The organism is Nocardioides sp. AX2bis, assembly GCF_902506435.1.
Taxonomy (GTDB): Bacteria; Actinomycetota; Actinomycetes; order Propionibacteriales; family Nocardioidaceae; genus Nocardioides.
Window position 1 is genome coordinate 548,293 of sequence record NZ_LR733215.1, and the last position, 18,083, is coordinate 566,375.

19 protein-coding genes are annotated in these 18,083 nt (G+C 74.6%); 12 read left to right on the forward strand and 7 right to left on the reverse strand.

What is annotated here, in order from left to right:
* Positions 1-49: 49 nt before the first annotated feature.
* Positions 50-397: a hypothetical protein gene (locus GV155_RS02650; protein WP_160004988.1), complete on the reverse strand. Its 348-nt coding sequence runs from the start codon at positions 395-397 to the stop codon at positions 50-52.
* Between the two features lie 187 nt (positions 398-584).
* Between GV155_RS02650 and GV155_RS02655 the strand changes: the two genes are divergently transcribed.
* On the forward strand, positions 585-1,412 hold the full coding sequence (locus tag GV155_RS02655) for an oxidoreductase (RefSeq protein WP_160004990.1): 828 nt from the start codon (positions 585-587) through the stop codon (positions 1,410-1,412).
* On the opposite strand, the gene GV155_RS02660 is transcribed toward GV155_RS02655, so the two are convergent.
* Positions 1,405-2,148 (reverse strand): RidA family protein, encoded by a 744-nt coding sequence (locus tag GV155_RS02660; RefSeq protein ID WP_160004992.1) that lies wholly within the window; start codon positions 2,146-2,148, stop codon positions 1,405-1,407. The two genes, GV155_RS02655 and GV155_RS02660, sit on opposite strands and share 8 nt — an antisense overlap.
* Positions 2,149-2,217: 69 nt before the next feature.
* On the opposite strand from GV155_RS02660, the gene GV155_RS02665 reads away from it, so the two are divergent.
* The 7 genes from GV155_RS02665 to GV155_RS02695 all read left to right on the forward strand — a co-directional run bounded on the left by GV155_RS02665 (position 2,218) and on the right by GV155_RS02695 (position 9,631).
* Positions 2,218-2,841 (forward strand): hypothetical protein, encoded by a 624-nt coding sequence (locus GV155_RS02665; RefSeq protein ID WP_160004994.1) that lies wholly within the window; start codon positions 2,218-2,220, stop codon positions 2,839-2,841.
* A 58-nt stretch (positions 2,842-2,899) separates the two neighbouring features.
* Positions 2,900-3,916 carry an LLM class flavin-dependent oxidoreductase gene (locus GV155_RS02670; protein ID WP_160004996.1) on the forward strand — a complete coding sequence of 339 codons (1,017 nt, stop codon included), beginning with the start codon at positions 2,900-2,902 and terminating at the stop codon, positions 3,914-3,916.
* 42 nt (positions 3,917-3,958) lie between these two features.
* Entirely contained in the window at positions 3,959-4,492 is a 534-nt protein-coding gene (locus GV155_RS02675; protein ID WP_160004998.1) for an NUDIX hydrolase family protein, read from the forward strand.
* 135 nt (positions 4,493-4,627) lie between these two features.
* Entirely contained in the window at positions 4,628-5,782 is a 1,155-nt protein-coding gene (locus GV155_RS02680; RefSeq protein ID WP_160005000.1) for a zinc-binding dehydrogenase, read from the forward strand.
* Between the two features lie 105 nt (positions 5,783-5,887).
* On the forward strand, positions 5,888-6,202 hold the full coding sequence (locus tag GV155_RS02685; RefSeq protein WP_201300033.1) for a Dabb family protein: 315 nt from the start codon (positions 5,888-5,890) through the stop codon (positions 6,200-6,202).
* Positions 6,203-6,213: 11 nt separating this feature from the next.
* Positions 6,214-7,518 (forward strand): uracil-xanthine permease family protein, encoded by a 1,305-nt coding sequence (locus tag GV155_RS02690; protein ID WP_236553883.1) that lies wholly within the window; start codon positions 6,214-6,216, stop codon positions 7,516-7,518.
* A gap of 100 nt (positions 7,519-7,618) precedes the next feature.
* A complete protein-coding gene (locus GV155_RS02695) occupies positions 7,619-9,631 on the forward strand; it encodes a sensor histidine kinase (RefSeq protein ID WP_160005002.1) in 2,013 nt (670 codons plus the stop codon).
* A gap of 19 nt (positions 9,632-9,650) precedes the next feature.
* On the opposite strand, the gene GV155_RS02700 is transcribed toward GV155_RS02695, so the two are convergent.
* Complete coding sequence (locus GV155_RS02700) at positions 9,651-10,436, reverse strand: SDR family NAD(P)-dependent oxidoreductase (protein WP_160005004.1); 786 nt, start codon at positions 10,434-10,436, stop codon at positions 9,651-9,653.
* A 100-nt stretch (positions 10,437-10,536) separates the two neighbouring features.
* Here GV155_RS02700 and GV155_RS02705 point away from each other — a divergent pair, with 100 nt between their 5' ends.
* Complete coding sequence (locus GV155_RS02705; protein ID WP_160005006.1) at positions 10,537-11,415, forward strand: helix-turn-helix transcriptional regulator; 879 nt, start codon at positions 10,537-10,539, stop codon at positions 11,413-11,415.
* Here GV155_RS02705 and GV155_RS02710 read toward each other — a convergent pair.
* A complete protein-coding gene (locus GV155_RS02710; protein ID WP_201300034.1) occupies positions 11,390-12,220 on the reverse strand; it encodes a Cof-type HAD-IIB family hydrolase in 831 nt (276 codons plus the stop codon). The two genes, GV155_RS02705 and GV155_RS02710, sit on opposite strands and share 26 nt — an antisense overlap.
* 140 nt (positions 12,221-12,360) lie before the next feature.
* Here GV155_RS02710 and GV155_RS02715 point away from each other — a divergent pair, with 140 nt between their 5' ends.
* Together GV155_RS02715 and GV155_RS02720 are read left to right on the forward strand one after the other, a co-directional pair.
* A complete protein-coding gene (locus GV155_RS02715) occupies positions 12,361-13,770 on the forward strand; it encodes a mycothione reductase (RefSeq protein WP_160005008.1) in 1,410 nt (469 codons plus the stop codon).
* A 63-nt stretch (positions 13,771-13,833) separates the two neighbouring features.
* The gene (locus GV155_RS02720) at positions 13,834-14,823 is read left to right on the forward strand and encodes an NAD(P)H-binding protein (protein ID WP_160005010.1); all 990 of its coding nucleotides are present in this window, start codon (positions 13,834-13,836) and stop codon (positions 14,821-14,823) included.
* Positions 14,824-14,829: 6 nt separating this feature from the next.
* On the opposite strand, the gene GV155_RS02725 is transcribed toward GV155_RS02720, so the two are convergent.
* From GV155_RS02725 to GV155_RS02735, 3 genes are read right to left on the reverse strand one after another with little or no spacing between them, the layout of a single operon-like run.
* Positions 14,830-15,552 carry a helical backbone metal receptor gene (locus GV155_RS02725; RefSeq protein ID WP_160005012.1) on the reverse strand — a complete coding sequence of 241 codons (723 nt, stop codon included), beginning with the start codon at positions 15,550-15,552 and terminating at the stop codon, positions 14,830-14,832.
* The gene (locus tag GV155_RS02730) at positions 15,549-16,040 is read right to left on the reverse strand and encodes a thioesterase family protein (protein WP_160005014.1); all 492 of its coding nucleotides are present in this window, start codon (positions 16,038-16,040) and stop codon (positions 15,549-15,551) included. The genes GV155_RS02725 and GV155_RS02730 overlap by 4 nt, the downstream gene beginning before the upstream one ends.
* The gene (locus GV155_RS02735; protein WP_160005016.1) at positions 16,037-16,969 is read right to left on the reverse strand and encodes a TetR family transcriptional regulator; all 933 of its coding nucleotides are present in this window, start codon (positions 16,967-16,969) and stop codon (positions 16,037-16,039) included. Before GV155_RS02735 ends, GV155_RS02730 begins: the two co-directional genes overlap by 4 nt.
* A 147-nt stretch (positions 16,970-17,116) precedes the next feature.
* Between GV155_RS02735 and GV155_RS02740 the strand changes: the two genes are divergently transcribed.
* Positions 17,117-18,076, forward strand: coding sequence for a cyclase family protein (locus GV155_RS02740; RefSeq protein WP_160005018.1), 960 nt, complete (start codon positions 17,117-17,119; stop codon positions 18,074-18,076).
* The last annotated feature ends 7 nt before the right edge of the window (positions 18,077-18,083 follow it).

Here is an 18,083-nt window from a genome sequence, read left to right on the forward strand (position 1 = left end):
GGTCGCCCCGAGAGGGGCGGCCGGGCTTCGTCGTACGCGGGGGCCGGCGTCAGCAGCAGCAGGCCGCCGCGCGGGAGGCGGTCGGTGCGGCGACAGCGACCGCGGTGGTCTGCGTGGCGTGGTGGGGGTCCGGCGCGCCGGCGACCAGCACGTGGGCCTGGGGCGCGTCGGCGTGCGGCCCGCGGACGCACCGCAGCGACCCCGAGCGGTGCTCGCAGCGCTCCTCGTCGTGGCCGGCGACCTCGATGCTGCCGATCCGGAACGGGGCGGGGGCCGTACGCAGGGTGCGGCGGGTGCTCAGCGACGTCACCGACCGGCCGGGGCGCCGGCGGGGGACGGCGGGCTCGAGGTGGGTCACGGTCTTGACGACGGCGGGCTGGACGGGCCGGGCGGGCATGGCGGGCGGTGTGGCGATCACGGGGGCCTCCGGGAGGGGGTCGGGGTGGTCGGCCACCGGTGCTCCGTCGGCCTGTCAGGGGGTGCAACAACGCGGGGGCCCCGGACACTCCCGCCGGAGGGGTGACTTCTACCGTCATGGGTCAGCGGCCGCAGCCGGCCGCGCCACCGACCAGGAGGGACAGACCATGACCACGTGGTTCATCACCGGATGCTCGACCGGGCTCGGGCGGGCCTTCGCCCTCGAGGCCCTCGACCGCGGCCACCAGGTCGTCGTCACCGCCCGTGACGCGTCCTCGGTCCAGGACCTGGCCGACGCCCACCCCGACCGGGCGCTCGCGGTGGCGCTCGACGTCACCGACGACGCCCAGGTGGCCACGGCCGTCGCCGCCGCCGAGGAGCGCTTCGGGGGTGTCGACGTGCTGGTCAACAACGCCGGGTACGGCTACCGCTCCGCCCTCGAGGAGGGCGACCACGACGACGTGCTGCGCCTCTTCGACACCCACGTCCACGGCACCGTGCGCCTGACGAAGGCGGTCCTGCCGGGGATGCGCGCCCGGCGCTCGGGCACGGTGGTCAACCTCTCCTCGATCGGGGCGCGGATCTGCCCGGAGGGCTCCGGCTACTACGCCGCGGTCAAGGCCGCCGTCGAGGCGCTGACGCTCTCGCTGCGCAAGGAGGTGGCCCCGCTCGGGATCACCGCCATGGCCGTCGAGCCCGGAGCCTTCCGGACCGACTTCTCCGGTCGCTCGCTGACGCAGTCGGCCGTCCCGATCGACGACTACGCCGACACCGCGGGCCGGCGCCGGCGGGAGAACGACGCGACCGACGGCACCCAGCCCGGTGACCCCGCGAAGGCGGCGACCGCCCTGGTCGACGTCGTGGAGTCGGGGCGGGCGCCGTACCTGCTCGTGCTCGGCAACGACGCCTCCGACGGCATCCGCGGGGCGCTGGGCGCGCTGCGCGAGGACCTCGACGCCTGGGAGGACGTCAGCCGGAGCACCGACTTCAGCTGAACGGGTCCTCGGCCACGGCCCGGATCTCGACCAGGGTGCCCGGGACGACCAGCTCGGCGATCCCGATCGCCGACCACGCGGGGTACGGCGCGGGCACGTGCTCGTCCTTGACCGCGGCGAACGCGAGGAAGTGCTCGCGCAGCCCGACGTGGTAGGTCGTCAGCTCGACCAGGTCGGCGGTCGTCGCGCCGGCGGTGGCCAGGACCGCCTCGAGGTGCGCGAACGCCTGGTGGAACTGGGTCGCCGGGTCGGGGTCGACCGTGCCGTCGGCGCGCACGCCCGTGACGCCGGAGCAGAGCAGCAGCCCGCGGCTGCGCACGACGTGGCGGAAGCGCCAGCGCACGGCGGGGTCCTCGGGGTCGTCCACGAGGGGGTCCTGCGCTCCCGTGGCTGGTCGCTCCGACCGCACCCAGAGGCAGGCGACCACGTCGTCGGTCTCCGGGGCGACGAAGAGCACGTAGTGGCGGCCCGCCGTGTGGTCGGTGACCTCGGCGAGGCGGAGCTCCGGGTGACCGCAGGTCGCGAGGTCGTCGACGGTGCGGTCGAACCCGGCGTGCTCGAGGCCGACGGCGACCACGTGCGCCGCGCGGCGCCGGTAGATCGTGAGCAGGTTCGCCGTGGTCGCCCGTCCCGGGAACGTCTCGGGGCGGGAGCCGCGGCCGATCGCGTCGGCGCAGTCGTGCGAGGCCTCGTCGGGCCGTACGCGCAGCGTCGTCTGCAGCCGGTCGAGGTCCATGCCCCGATGCTGGCACCCAGCTGGTGCGTTCCGGACCACCGCCCGCCGGCGGCGTCTAGCCTGCGGGACGTGCTGCTCCACCTCGCCGTCGTCCCGCCCCCCGCCCTGGTCGACGAGGCCTCGGCCCTGCTGCGGGACCTCCGGGCCCCGGCCCCGGCTCGTGGCGGTGGGGTCGGGCGCCTGCTCGGGCGATCCCGCACCACGCCCGCCGGGCCGGCGCCCCTCGACCTCCTCGACCCGGACCTGGTCCTGCTGCCCGTGACCCCCCTGGGCAACCTCACCCCGCGCGACGCCCGGCGCCTGGCCGCGGCGGTCACGGCGGCCCTCGCGCCCCTGCCCAGGCCGGTGGTGCGCACGCACGGCGGGGTCGCCCTCGAGCCGATCGGCGACGACCGTGTCCAGGTCCGCCTGGTCGGCGACGAGGCGGGGCTGCGGACGGTGGTCTCGGCGACGCTCGGCGCGATCGAGCAGGTCGGGATCTTCTGCGACCGCCGGGTGTTCCGTCCGCTGCTCCCGCTGGCACGGGTCAACGAGGCGACCACCGAGGCCGACCTGGAGGCGGCGCTGGCCGCGTTGGACGGGCCCGAGGGGCGGCCGTGGGCCGTCGACCACGTCGCGCTGCTCCAACGCCCCGCCGACGCGCGGACGCAGCCCTCGCGGGTGGTCGAGCGGATCCCGGTCGGGGCCCCGTAGACCGAGACCCCCGCGGGGCGCTCGGGAAGAAATGGGCCGTGATGTTGTTCAATCTTGCATGAAGAAGGTCGGTTTCCTGTCCTTCGGGCACTGGACCCCCTCGCCGCAGTCGCAGACGCGCTCGGCCTCCGACGTGCTGCTGCAGTCGATCGACCTCGCGGTCGCGGCGGAGGAGCTCGGGGCGGACGGGGCCTACTACCGCGTGCACCACTTCGCGAACCAGCTGGCCTCGCCCTTCCCGCTGCTGGCCGCGGTCGGGGCGCGCACGAGCCGGATCGAGATCGGCACCGGCGTGATCGACATGCGCTACGAAAACCCGCTCTACATGGCCGAGGACGCCGGCTCCGCCGACCTCATCTCCGGCGGCAGGCTCCAGCTCGGCATCAGCCGCGGGTCACCGGAGCAGGTCGTCGACGGCTACCGCTACTTCGGGTACGCCCCCGGCGAGGGCCAGGACGCCTCCGACATGGCCCGCCAGCACACCCAGGTGCTGCTCGAGGTGCTCCAGGGCCAGGGGTTCGCCGAGCCCAACCCGCGCCCGATGTTCCCCAACCCCCCGGGCCTGCTGCGCATCGAGCCGCACAGCCCCGGTCTGCGGGACCGGATCTGGTGGGGCGCCGGCACGCGCGCCACCGCCGAGTGGACCGCGGAGCAGGGCATGAACCTGATGAGCTCCACCCTCCTCAGCGAGGACACCGGGGTGCCGTTCCACCAGCTGCAGGCCGAGCAGGTCGAGCGGTACCGCAAGGCGTGGGCCGACGCCGGGCACCAGCGCGACGGTCGCGTCTCGGTCAGCCGGAGCATCTTCCCGGTCGTCAACGACCTCGACCGCGCGTACTTCGGGGCCGCCGGCGGCCAGGACCAGGTCGGCTACCTCGACGGCGGCAAGGCGCGCTTCGGCAAGACGTACGCCGGTGAGCTCGAGCCGCTGATCAGGGACCTGGCCGAGGACGAGGCCATCGCGGCGGCGGACACGCTGCTGCTGACGATCCCCAACCAGCTCGGGGTCGACTACTGCGCCCACGTGCTCGACGTCGTCGTGAACCAGGTCGCCCCGGAGCTCGGCTGGCGCTGACCCCCGGCTCGTGGGTCGGGCCCCGTCCGGTAGACAACACCCATGAGCGACCTGTTCACCGAGTCCAGCAGCCAGTGGCTGAGCCGCGACGAGCTGGAGGCGGCCCGCGAGCGCCTGCCGATGCTCTACGTCGACGCGGTGCCGGTCCGGGTCGACGAGACCGGCACGGTCACCGCCTTCGGCCTGCTGCTGCGCGTCAGCGGCGACGGCGAGATCAGCCGGGCGCTGATCTCCGGCCGGGTGCTCTACCAGGAGCGGGTGCGCACGGCGCTGCTGCGGCACCTCGAGAAGGACCTCGGCCCGCTCGCGCTGCCCAAGCTGCCCGCGCACCCGCAGCCGTTCACCGTCGCGGAGTACTTCCCGATCCGGGGCGTCACCCCCTTCCACGACGCGCGCCAGCACGCCGTCTCGCTGGCCTACGTCGTGCCGGTCGAGGGCGACTGCCACCCCCAGCAGGACGCGCTCGAGCTGGCCTGGTTCACCCCCGAGCAGGCCGCCGACCCCGAGGTGCAGCAGGCGATGGCCGGCGGCCAGGGCACGCTGCTCCGCCAGGCCCTGGCGGTCTGCGGCTTCTAGCCGAGATGACGCTTGCGGACAGCCCAGATGACGCTCGCGGACACCCGAGATGACGCTCGCGGACACCCGAGATGACGGTTCCGGCGCGTGGCATGCTCCGGCCATGGCTGATCCGCTGACGTCCGTCGCCCGCGCATGAGGGCGGTCTCCTGCGCCCACGGCGACCTGGAGGTCGTCGACCTCCCCGACCCCCGCCCGGCCGCCGGCCAGGTCGTGCTCGCGGTCAGCCGCTGCGGGATCTGCGGCTCCGACCTCCACGCCAAGGACCACGCCGACGAGCTCGACGAGGTCATGGTCGAGGTGGGGTACGACGCCTCGATCCGCTCGGACCGCCCCACCGTGCTCGGCCACGAGATCTGCGGCGAGGTCGTCGAGCGCGGCCGCGGCGTGCCGCGCGAGCTGCGTCCGGGCACGCTCGCGGTGACCTTCCCGCTGGTCCGCGCGGCGGGCGCGGTCCACCTGACCGGTCTCTCCCCGCAGGCACCGGGCGGGTACGCCGAGCAGGTGCTGGCGCAGGGGTCGATGACCCTCGCGGTGCCGAACGGGCTCGCCCCGGAGGTGGCCGTGCTCACCGAGCCGATGGCCGTGGGCCTCCACGCAGTGCGCAAGGCCGACGTCGGACGCCGCGACGTCGCGGTCGTCCTGGGCTGCGGCCCGGTGGGCCTGGCCGTGATCTGCCACCTCAAGGCGCGCGGCGTACGACGCGTGGTCGCCTCGGACCCGTCGGCCGCCCGGCGCGCCCTGGCGCTGCGGTGCGGCGCGGACACCGTCGTCGACCCGCGCGAGGAGTCGCCGTACGACGCCGCCTCGACGCGGCGCACCGTCCGCACGGCGCCGCAGCTGTTCGAGCTGGCGGTCGGGTCGATGGACCGGCTGCGCAAGGTGCCGGGGTGGGTGCACCTCTACCGTGCGGCCGAGCGTGCCGGGGCCGTGGACGCGCCGCGCCCGGTCGTCTTCGAGTGCGTCGGCAACCCCGGGATGATCGACGGCGTGCTGTCGGGCGCGCCGATGGGCACCCGGGTCGTGGTCGTCGGTGTCTGCATGGGCGCGGACCGGATCCGCCCCTCGATGGCGGTCAACAAGGAGGTCGAGCTGCGGTTCGTGCTCGGCTACACGCCGCTCGAGCTGCGCGACACGCTGCACCTGCTGGCCGAGGGCGAGGTCGACGCCTCTCCGCTGGTCACCGGGACGGTCGGGCTCCAGGGCGTGGCCGGGGCGTTCGTGGCCCTCGCCGGGGCCGAGAAGCACGCCAAGGTGCTCGTCGACCCGTCCTCCGACGCCGTCCTCTGACGCCGGCCCCGCGGCCGGGGGAGTGGCGCCGGAACCGTCATCTCGGCGCGCCGCGAGCGTCATCTCGACGCGCCGCGAGCGTCATCTCGGCCGTAGGGTCCTGGCGTGATCCGCAACGTGGTGCTCGTCCGGCTGCCCGACCCCTCCGAGCAGCCCGACCCGGCGGCGCGCGAGCACGCGCGGGCCGAGCTCGAGGCCGGCCTCGCCGGGATCGCCGCCCTGCGGCTGCCGGGCCAGCTGGACGTGCGGGTCGGGCTGGACGCCGGGCTCCGCGCCGGCGGGTGGTCCGCGGCCATCACCAGCGACTGGGTGGACGAGGCGGCCTACCGGGCCTACGACGTCGACCCCGAGCACCAGGAGTACCGGGCGCAGATCGTCGCGGTGTCCACCGACGTGGCCCGGGTGCAGTTCGAGGCCTGAGGAGGGGGACGATGCCACCCATGCGACTGACCTGGACCCTGCACGGCGACGGGCGCTCGGTGGCCCCCGACGCGATCGTCCGCCCCGGCGAGCGGCTCAGCTGGCCGCTGACGATCGGCCTGGGTGCGCAGCACGTCGTGGCGATGTTCGGCGCGACCTTCCTGGTCCCCCTGCTGACCGGCTTCCCGCCGACCGCGACGCTGTTCTTCTCCGGCGTCGGCACGATCCTCTTCCTCCTGCTCACGGCGAACCGGCTGCCGAGCTACCTCGGCTCGTCCTTCGCCTTCATCGCCCCGATCACGGCCGCCAGCAGCGGCGGCGGCCCCGGGGCGGCCCTGTTCGGCGTGCTGGCCACCGGGCTCCTGCTGGCCGCGGTGGGCGCGCTGGTCCTGGTCACCGGCACCGGCTGGATCGAGGCGCTGATGCCGCCGGTCGTCACCGGCGCGATCGTCGCCCTGATCGGGCTGAACCTCGCCGGCGCCGCGACCGCCAACGTCGAGATGGCGCCGCTCACCGCCGTCGTCACGCTGGCCGTGGTGCTGCTGGTCGCGGTGGGCCTGCGCGGGTTCGCAGCGAGGCTCTCGATCCTGATCGGCGTCGCGGTCGGGTACGCCGTGGCCGCGGTCACCGGCGTCGTCGACCTCGCCCCCGTGGGGGACGCCGCCTGGGTCGGCCTGCCCGACTTCACCGCGCCGACCGTGGCGTGGTCGGTGCTGCCGGCCTTCCTGCCGGTGGTGCTGGTCCTGGTCGCCGAGAACGTCGGCCACGTGCGCACGGTCGCCCACCTCACCGGCGACGAGTCGGTCAACCGGCTCACCGGCCGCGCGCTGCTGGCCGACGGGCTGGCCACCACGCTGGCCGGGGCCGGCGGCGGGTCGGGCACCACGACGTACGGCGAGAACATCGGCGTGATGGCGGCGACGCGCGTCTACTCGACCGCGGCCTACTGGGTCGCGGGTGTGACGGCGCTGCTGCTGAGCTTCTCGCCGAAGTTCGGTGCGCTGGTCAACACGATCCCGGCGGGTGTCCTGGGCGGGGTGACCGTCGCGCTGTACGGCCTGATCGGCGTCATCGGCGTCAAGATCTGGATCGACAACCGGGTCGACTTCTCCCGTCCGGTCAACCAGCTCACCGCCGCCGTCGCCCTCGTGATCGGGATCGGCGACCTGACCCTGGGCTTCGGCCTCGGCGGCGAGGACGTCGTGGTCACCGGGATCGCGCTGGGCACCGTTTCCGCGCTGGTCGTCTTCCACCTGATGACCGCGGTGGAGCGGGTCCGGGGGACCGCGGGCTCCCGGCCCGGTCGCCACGGGTGACCGGGCCGCTGACCTTCCGGTCCCGAGGCCCTGCCGGCCGCCCGGGGAGCGTCTACTGTCGTGTGGTGAGGAAGCGACGGGTCGTCGAGGGCTCCGAGCCGTGGCGCTGACCCCCGCACCGGCGGCGGTGCGCGGCTTCGCGGGCTGGGCCGTCGCCTTCGTCCTGCTGGCCTGGGTGGGCCGGCTGACCGTCGTCGGGGGCGACTCCCTGAGCCTGGTCTGGCCCGCAGCCGGAGCGGCGTTCCTGTGGCTGCTGCAGCAGGAGGGCCGGGCCGCCGGTGCGTGGTGCCTGCTGGCGATCGCCGCGTTGCTGACGCTCGTCATGGCGGGGACCGGTGCGCCGGCGGTGGTCACCGCGACGGCCGTGGTCGTCAACGTCGGCCAGACGGCCCTGGCGGTGACATTGGTGCGCCGGTGGTGCCCGCAGCTGCTCGGTGCCGGTGGCGCCGGCAGCGTCCATGACCCCGGGGTGCTCGCGCGCGGGGTGGCGGCGGTCGCGCTGGCGACCGCGGCCGGTGCCCTGAGCGGCAGCGCCCTCCTCGGTCTCGCGGGTGCGTCCAGCCCGGGGTCCGGGCCGCTGGACTGGTGGGCGCGCAACCTGACCGGCCTCGTCGTGGTGGCCGCCATCGGGCACCTGGTCTGGGAACGGGTCCTCGAGCGCAGGGGTGGCACGGCCGGCCCGCTCGTGGACCCGGCACGCAGGGTCGAGCTCGCGGCCCTCGTGGTGGTCTCCCTCGTGGGCTACCTGGCCGTCTTCGGCCAGGAGGCCGGGTTGCCCCTCGCCTTCCTGCCGATGGTGCCGGCGCTCTGGGCGGCCTCGCGCTTCAGCACGCTCGTCGCGGCCGTGCACGCCGGCGCCCTCGGTGCGCTGGCCGTCGCGCTCACCCTGGCCGGGCGGGGCCCGTTCGGGGTGCTGCCGACCGCGCAGTCCGAGGCGCTGGTCACCCAGGCCTTCCTGCTCACGGTGCTGCTCACGGTGCTCGCGGTCGGGACCGGCCGCGACGAGCGGGACGGCCTCACCGCGCAGCTGACCGACGCGCACCGGGACACGGCGCGACGAGCCGAGCTGCTCGACGCCATGACCGACGCCATGGACGAGGGGCTCGTGGTGCTGGACCTGGGAGGCGAGATCCTCCGGACCAACGAGGCCGCCCGGAGCCTGCTGTCGCTCACCGAGACCGGGTACCGCTCCTCCTCCCGCGAGTACCTCGCCTTCCGCCCGGACGGAACACCGCTGCCCTTCGAGGAGCACCCCTCCCAGCGTGCGCTGCACGAGGGACGTGTGGCTCCAGTCGACGTCGTGCTGCGGGACGCCAGCGGTGGCGAGAAGGTCCTGTCGATCACCGCAGCCGCGTTGTCCTCGGGCGTGCCGGGTGCGGGGCCCACGGCCTCCCTGGTCGTCTACCGCGAGGTCACCGCGGAGCGCCAGCAGCGTGCGCGGCTGTCGGACTTCGCCGCCGTGGCCGCGCACGACCTCCGCAACCCGTTGACCTCCGTCGGCGGATGGGTCGACCTCGCCCGCCTCCAGCTGGCCAAGAAGGACGGCGCGGACCCGGTCGCCCTGGACCGGGCACTGGACCGGGCCCGGGGCGCGGTGGACCGGATGGCCTCCCTGATCGACGACCTGCTGGCCCAGGCGCACGCCGAGGGAGGCGCGCTCGACCTCGCCGTCACCGCCCTGGACGGACAGGGCGGTCTCGTCCAGGAGATGGCCGGGGACCTCGACCTCGTCACCGAGGTCGTCGACGGCCCCTGGCCGCCGGTGCTGGTGGACGCGGACCTGGTGCGGCAGCTCGTGGCGAACCTGCTGGGCAACGCGGCCAAGTACGTCGCCCCCGGGGTCGAGCCGCGGGTCCGGCTCTCCGCCCACGTGACCGGTGCCCGTCTGGTCGTCCGGGTCGAGGACAACGGGATCGGGGTCCCGGACGGGCACCACCACCGCGTCTTCGAGCGCTTCCACCGCGCGCACGCCGGCGACCAGGACTACGCCGGCACCGGTCTCGGCCTGGCCATCTGCCGCACGGTGGTGCAGCGGCACGACGGCAGCATCGTCTGCACGCCGGCGGACGGCGGCGGCACGGCCTTCACCTTCGACCTGCCGCTGGCGCCGTAGTCCCGGCCCTGGCCCGGCCTCACATCGGCCGGGTGGCGCCGATCCCGCCGTCGACCGGGAGCGTGATCCCGTGCACCGCGGCGGCCTCGTCGGAGCACAACCAGGCCACCGCGTGGGCGATCTCCTCGGGGCGCACCGAGCGCCCGGCCGGCGTGCCGGCGACGATCGCGTCCAGGACCGCCCCGTCGCCCTCGTTGATCGGGGTGCGGGTGACGCCCGGCGCGACGGTGTTGACGCGGACGCCGTACGGCCCGAACTCGGCCGCCCAGCTGCGCGTGAGCTGCTGCTCGGCGGCCTTGGTCGCGGCGTAGAGACCGACGAACGGACTGCCGACCGAGGCCATCCAGGACCCGGTGTTGACCACGACGCCCGACCCGCGCGCGGCCATCGCCGGGGCGAGGGCGGCGACCAGGACGTGCGGCGCCCGGACGTTGGTGAACAGGGCGGCGTCGAGGTCGGCGTCGCTGAGGTCCGGCGTGGTGACCGCGGGGCAGACGGCGGCGTTGTTGACGAGCACGTCGACCCGCCCGTCGAGCGCGTCGGTGGCGGCCCCGGCGAAGGCGCGCAGCTCGCCGGCCGCGGCGGTCAGCTCGACCGGCAGGAAGGTCCCGCCGACCTCCTCGGCGACGGCCCGACCGCGGGTGTGGTCGCGGCCGCTGACGACGACGCGGGCGCCCTCGGCGGCCAGCCGGCGGGCGATCGCGGCGCCGATCCCGCTGGTCGAGCCGGTGACGAGGGCGTGCCGACCCTCCAGGCGCAGGGTCGGGGACGTGGGGGAGGTGGGTGTGGTGGTGGTGGTGGTCATGGCCCCATCCGACCTCGCACCCGCGGACCCCACCAGGGCCGGCGCTGCCGGGGCACGGCACGACCAGGCAGGCGGCGGCGGCCCGCCGTACGGTGGTGCCGTGCCTCGTGACCGCACCGCCCTGGGGGCGTTCCTGCGCTCCCGCCGGGACCGGCTGACCCCGGCGCAGGCCGGCATCCAGGCCTTCCCGGGGCCCCGCCGGGTGCCGGGGCTGCGCAAGGAGGAGCTGGCGGTGCTGGCCGGTCTGAGCCCGGACCACTACAGCCGGCTCGAGCAGGGCCGGCAGTCGACCGTCACCGACGACGTGGTCGACGCGCTGGCCCGGGCGCTGCGCCTGGACGAGACCGAGCGGACCCACCTGCGCGACCTGGCCGCGCCCGCCCCGCGCGGCCCCCGCGCGTCGGTCGAGGCGCCGCAGCAGGCCGACCCCGGGCTGCTGCGGCTGATGAGCACGCTGGACCACGTGCCGGTGCTGCTGCTGGGGCGGCGTACGCAGGTGCTGGCACGCAACCGGCTGCTCACGGCCGTGCTCGGCGACCCGATGGAACCGGGCTCGTCGTTCGCGCGCTGGCTGTTCCTCGACCCGGCGTCGCGGGTGCTCATCGGCAACTGGGAGCACTTCGCCGCCGCGGCCGTCGGCGGGCTGCGGCTCGAGGTCGGCCGGCGGCCGGAGGACCGGCGGCTGGTCGCCCTGGTCGCGGAGCTGCGCGGGGCCAGCGAGGAGGTGGCGGGGTGGTGGGACGACCACCACGTGCGCGACCACACCTCGGTCGACAAGCTGCTGGCGCACCCGGTGGGCGGCCCGCTGCGCTTCGGGATCGAGGCCGTCAGCACGCCGCACGACCCCGACCAGCGACTGGTGGTCTACACCGTCGAGCCGGGCTCGGCAACGGCGCGGGTGCTGCCGATGCTGCAGGGCTGGGCCGAGGACCCCGCGGAGGCTGCGAGCGTCGTCAGGCCCGGTCGAGCAGGGCGGTGACGGTGCGCACGACGCCGTCCTCGGTGTTGGCCGGCGCCCGGTGCCGGGCGCGGTCGAGGACGTCCGGGTGCGCGTTGTCCATCGCGAACGACAGCTCGGCCTCGTCGAGCATCTCGAGGTCGTTGAGGTAGTCCCCGAACGCCGCCGTCTGCGCCGCGGTCACCCCGAGCGTCTCCTGCAGCCGGCGCACCGCGACGCCCTTGTGCACCGCGGCGTCCATGACGTCGACCCAGTGCGCGCCCGAGACCACGACCTGGTGGTCGGGCCGGAGCGGTGCCAGCGCCGGCTCGACCCGCTCGGTCGGGTCGCCGAAGGCGAACACGGCGACCTTGACCGCCGTGTCGTCGACCGCGAGCAGGTCGTCGACCTCGGTCAGGCTGGCGTAGTAGGGGTCGACGTGGTCGAGGAAGGCCCGGTCGTGCCGCTCGACGTAGGCCGTGCGACGGCCGCAGACGACCACGCCGAGGTCGGTGCCGTCGTCCGCGAGCGCCCGCATCCGGCGTACGACGTCGGTCACCAGGGAGACGGGCAGGGTCGCCGCGCTGACCTCCTCGTCGTCGCGGACGACGTAGCCGCCGTTCTCGGCGATGAACACCATGCCCTCGGCTGCGCGGGCGAACATCGCGGCCAGGGTGGCGTACTGACGGCCGCTCGCGGGGGCGAAGACGACGCCGGCCTCCCGCATCCGGTCCAGCAGCGGCCAGAGACCGTCCGGGACCTGCCCGTCGCCGTCGAGCAGGGTGCCGTCCATGTCGACGACCACGAGGCGGACGTCGGGGCGCTCGGGCATCGGTGCGTGGCTCACCGGACCAGGATCCCAGTCCCGCCCGGGACCGGTGCACCCGGTCGCTCGTCGCCGGAAGGAACGACGTGCGCCACGTCCCCTGGTGCGGGGCGTCGACGTCACTACCCCCTGGGTGAGGCGTCCCGACCTACGGTTCCGGCATGGCGCACTACGACCTCGTGATCATCGGCACCGGCTCGGGCAACACGATCCTGGACCACCGCTTCGAAGGATGGAAAGTGGCGATCGTCGAGGAGGGCCCGTACGGCGGGACCTGCCTGAACCGTGGGTGCATCCCCTCGAAGATGTACGTCATCCCCGCGAACATCGCCTACGAGGCGGCTGAGGAGGGTCCCCGCCTGGGTCTGCGGACGTCGTACGACGGCGCCGACTGGCGCGCGATGCGGGACCGGGTCTTCGGTCGGATCGACCCGCTCGCCCGCGGCGGGCAGGACTACCGGGAGGGGCAGTCGCACGTCGACGCGATCACCGGCCGGGCACGGTTCACCGGGCCCCGCGCCCTGACGGTCTCCCGCGAGGGGGAGGCCGATCTCGCGCTGACCGCCGACCAGGTCGTGGTCGCGGTCGGCAGCCGCCCCGTCGTGCCGGACGTGCCCGGGCTGGACGACGTCCCCTACGAGACCAGCGACACCGTCATGCGCCTGGACCGGCTGCCGGCGCGGATCGGCGTCGTCGGTGGCGGCTACGTCGGCTCGGAGTTCGCGAACGTCTTCGCCTCCCTCGGCGCCCAGGTGGTCCAGGTCGACTCCGCGCCGCGGCTGATCGACAACCACGACCGGGAGGTCGCCGACCACTTCACCGAGCTGGCCGGGCGCCGCTGGGACCTGCGCCTCGACGCCGGCCTGGAGAAGGTGGAGCGCACCGGCTCGGGCGGGATCGTGATGCACCTCGGCGACGGCAGCAGCGCCGAGGTCGACGTGCTGCTGGTGGCGGTGGGGCGCAAGCCCAACGCGGACCTGCTCGACCTCGACGGCAGCGGGAGCGGGGTGGAGGTGGACGACGCCGGGCGGGTCGTGGTCGACGAGCACCAGCGCACCACCGCCGAGGGCGTCTGGGCGCTGGGCGACGTGTCCTCGGCCCAGCCGCTCAAGCACGTGGCGAACCAGGACGCACGGATCGTGCAGCACAACCTGCTCAACCCCGACGACCTGCGCGTCACCGACCACCGGTTCGTGCCGAACGCGGTCTTCGCCTCCCCCCAGGTCGCCGCGGTCGGCCTGACCGAGGAGCAGGCCCGCGAGCAGGGCCTCGACCTCGCGATCGGACGGTCCTACTACGCCGACACCGCGCACGGGTGGGCGATGGAGACCGACGACCGGTGCCACTTCGTCAAGGTGCTGGCCGACCGCGCCACCGGCCGGCTCGTCGGCGCGCACCTGATCGGCCCCCAGGCCTCCGTGCTGGTGCAGCCGCTCATCCAGGCGATGAGCTTCGACCAGCCGGTGGTGGGGCTGGCCCGCGGCATGTACTGGATCCACCCCGCGCTGAGCGAGGTCGTCGAGACCGCGCTGCTGGCGCTCGAGGAGGAGCTCGTCGGCGAGAAGCCGTAGCGGCTGCAGGGCCGTGCCGGGGGTGAGGGGTGCGCGCCGTACCGTCGTGACCGTGAGGACACGATGACGGACCAGCAGGACGCCGCGCCCGGACGCCGCCAGCGGGTGCTGGTCACCGGAGCGACGGGGTACGTCGGCTCGCGGCTCGTGCCGGCCCTGCTCGCCGAGGGCCACGACGTGGTCGCGGCGACCCGGAAGGCGTCGAGCCTCGAGGCGTACCCGTGGTCGGAGCGCGTGACCACGGCCGAGTTCGACATCGCTGACGAGGACAAGATCGCGGCGGCGGTCGAGGGCGTCGACGCCGTCGTCTACCTCGTGCACTCGATGGCCGACGAGGACTTCGTCCGCAAGGACCGCGAGGCCGCCGAGCGGGTGGCCCGGGCCTGCGAGACGGCCGGCGTGAAGCAGGTCGTCTACCTCTCCGGCCTCGTGCCGGATGCCGAGCTCACCGACCACCTGCGCTCGCGGCTCGAGGTCGAGGAGGTCTTCCTGGCCTCCTCGGTGCCGGCGACCGTGCTGCGCGCGGCGATGGTGATCGGGTCCGGATCGACCTCCTTCGAGCTGCTCCGCCGGCTCAGCCGCCGGGTGCCCCTGGTGACGCCCGTCCCGTCGTGGATGCGCAGCAGCCTGCAGCCGGTCTCGATCGACGACGTCGTCCACCTGCTGGTGCGCTCGCTCCAGGGCGAGGTGCACGAGCGCCACTACGACGTCGGGGGCGACGACGTCCTGACCTACCCCGAGCTGCTGGCCCTGTTCGCCGAGGTCGACGGCCTGAAGCGACGCCGCGTGCTCGTGCCGGGCCTGTCGGCGAAGGTCGTCGGGTGGGGCTGCGCGCGGATCAGCGGGATGGACATCACCACCGTGTCGGCCCTCGTCGAGAGCCTCTCGGAGGAGATGGTCTGCGGCGAGGACGACGTGCGCCGCGACCTCGCCGACCCGGACCACCGCTTCGTCCCGGTGCGCGAGGCGCTGCAGCGCTCGCTGTCGGGCTCGACCGACGGCGGCACGCTCCAGGGCGACACCCACGCGCCCGCACCGACCGACTCGGTCTGAGCCGCCTCAGCCGTCCCGCAGCGCCGCGGCCTCGCCGAGCGAGGGGCCGTACCAGGTCAGCAGGCGGCCGGGGACGCGTCGCGTCGGGACCCGGGTGAAGGCCTCGGGGCCGTCGGCGGCGGTGAACTCGTACGGCTCGTCGGGCAGCAGGACCAGGTCGACGCGGTCCGGGTCGTCGACCTCGGCCAGCTCGACGTGGGGGTAGCGCTCCCGGTCGCCGAAGGCGTTGGCCCAGCCCAGTCGGCGGGCCAGGTCGGAGGTGAAGGTGTCGCCGCCGACGACCATCCACGGGTCGCGCCAGACCGGGATGGCGACCCGCGCGACGACCGGCGGCAGCGGGCCGCACCACTGCTCGCGGGCCGTGCCCAGCCAGTCGGGCCGGTCCCAGCCCAACACCCGGTCGAAGAGGTCCTCGAAGGTGGACACCGCCTCGGGGACCGTGCTGATCTCGCTGATGTGCACCCGGACGCCGGCGTCGCGCAGGCGGCGCACGTCGAGCTCGCGGTTCTCCTCCTTGACCGCCAGCACGAGGTCCGGCTCGAGCGCCCGGACGGCGGCCAGGTCGGGGTTCTTCGTGCCGCGCACCCGGGTCACCGCGAGGTCGGCCGGGTGGGTGCACCAGTCGGTGGCGCCCACCACGCGCTCGGGGGCGACCGAGGCCAGCGCCTCGGTGAGCGACGGCACCAGCGAGACCACCCGCCGCGCCGCACGGGGCGCGCCCGGGATCACGACGGCCGCCGCAGCGTCAGGCCGGTCGCGGCGGCAGCCACCCAGGGGTGCCGGGCGACCTCGGCGTCGGCACGGGCCGCGACGTCGTCGGGCATGGCGCACGCGCGCCGCGCACCCATGTCGACGTGCACGTAGACGATCTCCATCCGGCAGGCCACCCGGTCGCGCTCGCGGTCGACGACCAGGGCGAGGCCGTGCAGCGCCTTGTCGGTACGACCCGCGAGCGCCGCGTGCACCGAGTAGCGCTCACCGAGCCGCAGCTCGCCGAGGTAGGCGATGCGGTGCTCGACGGTGAAGAACGACGACCCGCGCCGGGCGATGTAGTCGGGCCCGGTGACCCGCTCGCTGGTCAGGTCCCAGACCGCCCAGGAGGCGGCCGAGAAGTAGTGGCCGATGTTCATGTGGCCGTTCTCGTCGATGTGTCCCTCGGGCACCGTGGTGTCGGTCGCGGTGTGCAGGGCGAGGACCTGCTCGGTGGTCGGCGTCACGGGTCCTTCCTAGCGGAGGGGGTGCGACCGGCCGGACGGCGGTCCGGTGCGCAGCGGACGAGGTCGAGGGCGAACTCGACGTACTGCGCGGCGACGTGCTCGGCCGGTGCCGGGCCGTCGTGCCGGAACCACTGCGCCAGGGCGGTGCACATCGTCACCACCGCCCGCGCGGCCTCGTGCGGGCGGGTGGTGCCGAAGGCGCCGGCGCGCACGCCGTCCTCGACGGTGGCGTCGACGACCCGCTGCTCGGCCACGCGCAGCGCGGCCACCCGGTCGCGCGAGACCGGCTCCAGGCTGCGCATCTCGGAGGCGCCCACGAAGCCGAGCTCGCGGCGGTGGGTGTGGAAGAGCGCCAGGCACTCGACCACGTGCGCGAACCGCTCGACCGGGTCGTCGGACTCGGCCAGGGCCGCACGGGTGCGGGCGTGGAGGTCGGCCATGGTCACGTCGAGCAGGGCGACCAGCAGGTCCTGCTTGCTGTCGTGGTGGTGGTAGAGCCCCGGCACGGACAGCCCCGCCCGGTCCGCGATCGTGCGCATCGTGGCGCCGTGGTAGCCGTACTCGAGGAAAGCCGAGAGCGCCCCGGTCAGCGCGGTGTCGAGCACCAGCGGCGGGAAGGCCCGCCAGTCGCCGGCGGGCGCCGCGAGGCCCTCGCCCGCACGTCGCGGGGGGAGGTCGACGGGGTCGGCCAGCAGCTGCGGCACGGGCACCCCGAGCGCCTCGGCGACCTCGGCCAGTCGTCGGGTCGAGACGCCGGTGCGGCCGTTCTCGATGCCGCTGACGGTGGCCAGGCTGACGCCGAGGCGCCCGGCCAGCTCGCGGGAGGTCAGGCCGCGGCCGCGGCGGAGGTCGCGGATCGTGCGGCCCAGCCGCTCGCGGTGGGTGACGTCGCCCGAGGGGACCGGCGGGACGTCGTCGAGCGTGGGCACGGGTTCAACATAACTGAACCCGGCGGTCTCGGAAGGGGCGGTGGACGGACCCTTGACGCCCGGGTGCGGCCCGCGACAAGGTGAGGTACGTCATACGCGTGCCGAGCGCTCGCTCGGACCGTCGCCGTCACCGCGTTGGAGGAACCCATGAACGACGCCCCCGTCCCCGCCCTCGGCGAGCTGCTCAAGGACGCCCCGAGCAACTGGGGCAAGTGGGGGGAGGACGACGAGGTCGGCGGCCTGAACTACCTCGGCCCCGAGCAGGTGCTCGCCGCGGTCGGGCTGGTCCGCCAGGGCAAGACCTTCTGCATCCAGCGGCTGATCGGGGACCCGAACGGTGACCCCGTCTGGCCCGGCCGCAAGCCCGCCGTGCGCACCCAGATCATGGACGAGGCGACCTGGGACGCCGACGACGCGCCGGCCTTCCCCGGCGGCCTGCACTACGCCGACGACATGATCAACGCCTTCCTCCAGGGCTCCACCCAGTACGACGCCCTCGGCCACGTGTGGTTCGACGGGCAGATGTGGAACGGCTACGACGCCCGTACCTCCGTCGGCGGCATGGACAAGGCCAGCGTCGAGCCGATCGCGCAGAAGGGCGTCGTGGGGCGCGGCGTCCTGCTCGACATGGCCCGCTTCCGGGGCAAGACCTACCTCGACTCCGCCGAGACCTTCACCCACGAGGACCTCCTCGCCTGCGCCGAGTCGCAGGGCGTCGAGCTGCGCAAGCGCGACATCATCGTCATCCGTACCAACTACCTCCAGCGCTTCTTCGAGCTCGGGGACACGTTCTACGAGGGCTTCTGCGAGCCCGGTCTGGTCTACAGCCCCGAGCTCGTGCAGTGGTTCCAGGACATGGAGATCCCCAACCTGGTCACCGACACCATCGCCAACGAGGTCACCTTCGACCCGAACACCGGCGTCGCGCTGACCCTGCACAACGCCCTGATGCGCAACCTCGGCGTCACCTTCACCGAGATCGTCGACCTCGAGGCCCTCGCCGCGGACTGCGCGGACGACGGGACGTACGAGTTCTGCTACACCGCCGCCCCGATCAAGGTCGCCCAGGGCAGCGGCGCCCCGGTGAACCCCGTCGTCCTGAAGTGAGGACCGC